The organism is Xenorhabdus griffiniae (assembly GCF_015163655.1).
Taxonomy (GTDB): domain Bacteria; phylum Pseudomonadota; class Gammaproteobacteria; order Enterobacterales; family Enterobacteriaceae; genus Xenorhabdus; species Xenorhabdus griffiniae.
Map to the genome: position 1 here is coordinate 1 of NZ_JADEUF010000201.1, position 3,010 is coordinate 3,010.

Below are 3,010 nucleotides of genomic sequence, written 5' to 3' on the forward strand. Positions count from 1 at the left end.
ATAATAATTCCCTCAAAGATTAGGTACAGCAACACATAAACCCATCTTCACCCAACAACAAGCGAATAATGCTTAACAATTAGTTACTCACTGAAACTAAACCCAATATTTTTGTACCCATTCCCTGAGTGGCTACAGAAATAACCCATGCTGCCACCCGTTCCCATCGCGTACCCAACGCTCACGGGATGGTGGCATTTTTATTTTCACTGCGCATTCACAGCGCCATTCTTTCAACGTCGAATCCAATCACTTTGATATGAGCCTTCGAGGAAGTCAGTTATAGCTGACGAGCTTCGACGGGCTGATTTCCTATGTGAACGAGGGTTCATTTCAAATGTAGGTAATACGTTATGAGTAACATCATTCTATTTGAATATGAAGGGCACCCTGTATTTTTCAATAGCGAAGGTTGGATCAATGCAACGGATATTGCTTCCAGATATGGAAAGAAACCAGCCAAATGGAAAGAGCTACCCAGTACTAAAAGTTACATAAAAGCTCTCGCAAACGCCCTAAACATGGGCAATGTCCGAAAATCGGACTTTGGTCTGATAGTAACTAAAAGAGGTGGTTTAAATCCCGGAACATGGATCCATCCAAAGCTAGCGGTTTTTTTTGCAAGATGGCTATCAGATGATTTTGCTGTTTGGTGTGATTTAAAAATTGATGAGCTGATTCGTAACCACCAACAACCTACATTCACTGACCAACGTATCAATGCCATCTTTCTTCTGGATAAACCCACCACATGGGAAAAGCGCTTCCAGCAACCTTTCTATCAAGCACTCAGCCGCATGTCAGGATTGCCCTACAACGGTCATGTTGGCGGCACCCCGTCATTGTTTGGCATGATCACCTCCAAGTGGGTGTATCAGGTTGTGCTGCCTGACTCAGTTTATGCTGAGGCAAGAGAAGCGGCTAAAGGCAGCGGGGACAAGATCCACCAATACCTGAAACCGGAAGCCCGGGAACTGGTCACAGAACAACTGAAAGCGGTCACTATATTGGCCAACGGCTGCGTGGACTACAAAGACTTTGAGGCACGTTGCGTTCAGTCATTTGGCAAGCCGGGTGAACAAGGTTGCTTAATCCTGCCGGTAGAACGGGAATTCAGTTATTCAGCGGTCAGGCATTAATTCCTTTGCGCTGGGTTATCGCCGTCTGTCGGTATTAGCTATGACATGTCTCCTTGCCATCGAGCGTACCGACAGAATCAAAAATAACCCATGCCCCCGAAGAAGACGGGTCATTATCAGCAACATCCGCTGTAGGCAGACGAAGAGATGTGACAGCCGGAGAGACGGCCTACATTGCCATCATGATTCAAGAGTCGTGATCGCCATGCAGAAAAGCAAAGTCCGATAATCGGATATTGGACGATAAATCACTTTCTGAATGTTTTTTCAGCATTTCATATCACCACAGTGCAAAAATTGTCGGGGTTATATCAACCCGCGCAGTTAATTATTCTGATTTGAGGAACAACCATGCCACAGAGCACATTCACCATCGATATCAAATACAACACTGAGGCATTAAGCCAACTGGAGTCACAGTTAGAGCATATCGCTGAACTGATGGAGCGCATTCATGGACGGCATGAGGTCGGCACGCAGCAGATGGAAAAACAATTTGGTATTGCAGGCAAGATCTTTGTGAAGTCGCCCACTATTGACTCTGCGAAGATAAATCAAGCCCGTGATGAACACCTCCGCCAGATAGTGCGCGAAGAGATACGCCAGTTCGTTGTCCGTGAGAGCGAGCGCGGCGGGTTGTTTTCGCGGTGGTGATGCCATGCCGCCTCGTATCCCCAGAGCCTGTCGCAAACGTGGCTGCCCTAAGACGACTACTGACCGCAGCGGCTACTGCCCTGACCATCTGCACACAGGCTGGCAATCTCACCAACAGGGCAAGAACCGGCATGAACGCGGTTATGGCAGCAAGTGGGACAAGTTGCGTGAACGGATCCTTAAGCGAGATAAATACCTGTGTCAGTCATGCTTACGACTTGGGCGAGCAGTAGAAGCCAAGACCGTTGACCACATCATCCCCAAAGCACATGGGGGAACCGATGCGGATAACAATCTATCCTCGATTTGCCATAGTTGCCATAAATTCAAAACAGCCCGCGAACGTCTAAAGCGATTCTAAATAATTAGAGGTGAATGTGACTGGATCAATTGATGCAGGATGTCTGCACGCTTGTAATAAACCCGCGATGAATATTTGCCGGGTTGAAGGTTGTGAATTAAAAGTACGTTCTCGCAATAGCCCTTATTGTGAAAAACACTACATGAGAGTGAGACGTCATGGTTCAACTGAAAGGCGTTCAACACTAAAACAGGGCAAGCTACAGCACTCTGGTGGTTACTTATTGGTATATGCACCCGATCACCCATTAAGGAGGAATAGCTGTAGAGTTTATGAGCATCGCGCCGTTTACTATCAGCATCATGGTGATGGACCATTCCGCTGCCATTGGTGTGAGTCTGTTGTGACATGGGATGATATGCATGTGGATCATCTTGATGATTGCAAAACGAATAATGCCCCAAAAAATCTTGTAGCCAGTTGTCCGACCTGTAACCAAAAAAGAGGGCACCATAAGGTAGCACGCGCTATGCGGCTACGCTCACATAGGCGATACACTGCTCATGGTAAAACGATGTGCTTAAATGAATGGGCTGGATACCTAGGCTTATCATTTGCAACCTTGCAATGGAGGTTAGATAGAGGGTGGGCAATAGAGAAGGTATTTAGCCCAAGGATAGGCAAGAGTGGCCCGCCTAGCAAACGGAAGCCGAAAGTATACAGTGACCAATTTCACATTTAGTTTCACGATAAAACCGTATCAACAGGAATGGTCATGAAGCGGTAGGGGGAGGTCAAATCTCTACCACTCTCACCCTTAAGGACCGCCGCCTTAGGTCTTTTTTTATACCCGCGAAAAATGAAATTTAAATCGGGTGTTTTTGTATCCCTTTTTCACTGTTTCCTGAATACAGGA

Annotated in this window: 4 protein-coding genes; all 4 read left to right on the forward strand. The window is 46.5% G+C overall.

What is annotated here, in order from left to right; genetic code table 11:
- Window positions 1-353 precede the first annotated feature (353 nt).
- Window positions 354-1,139 carry a KilA-N domain-containing protein gene (locus IQ211_RS18600; RefSeq protein WP_189761313.1) on the forward strand — a complete coding sequence of 262 codons (786 nt, stop codon included), beginning with the start codon at window positions 354-356 and terminating at the stop codon, window positions 1,137-1,139.
- Between the two features lie 351 nt (window positions 1,140-1,490).
- Entirely contained in the window at window positions 1,491-1,793 is a 303-nt protein-coding gene (locus tag IQ211_RS18605) for a hypothetical protein (protein ID WP_189761314.1), read from the forward strand.
- A gap of 4 nt (window positions 1,794-1,797) precedes the next feature.
- Window positions 1,798-2,154 (forward strand): HNH endonuclease, encoded by a 357-nt coding sequence (locus tag IQ211_RS18610; protein ID WP_189761315.1) that lies wholly within the window; start codon window positions 1,798-1,800, stop codon window positions 2,152-2,154.
- 16 nt (window positions 2,155-2,170) lie between these two features.
- On the forward strand, window positions 2,171-2,836 hold the full coding sequence (locus IQ211_RS18615; protein ID WP_317618150.1) for an HNH endonuclease signature motif containing protein: 666 nt from the start codon (window positions 2,171-2,173) through the stop codon (window positions 2,834-2,836).
- Window positions 2,837-3,010 lie beyond the last annotated feature (174 nt).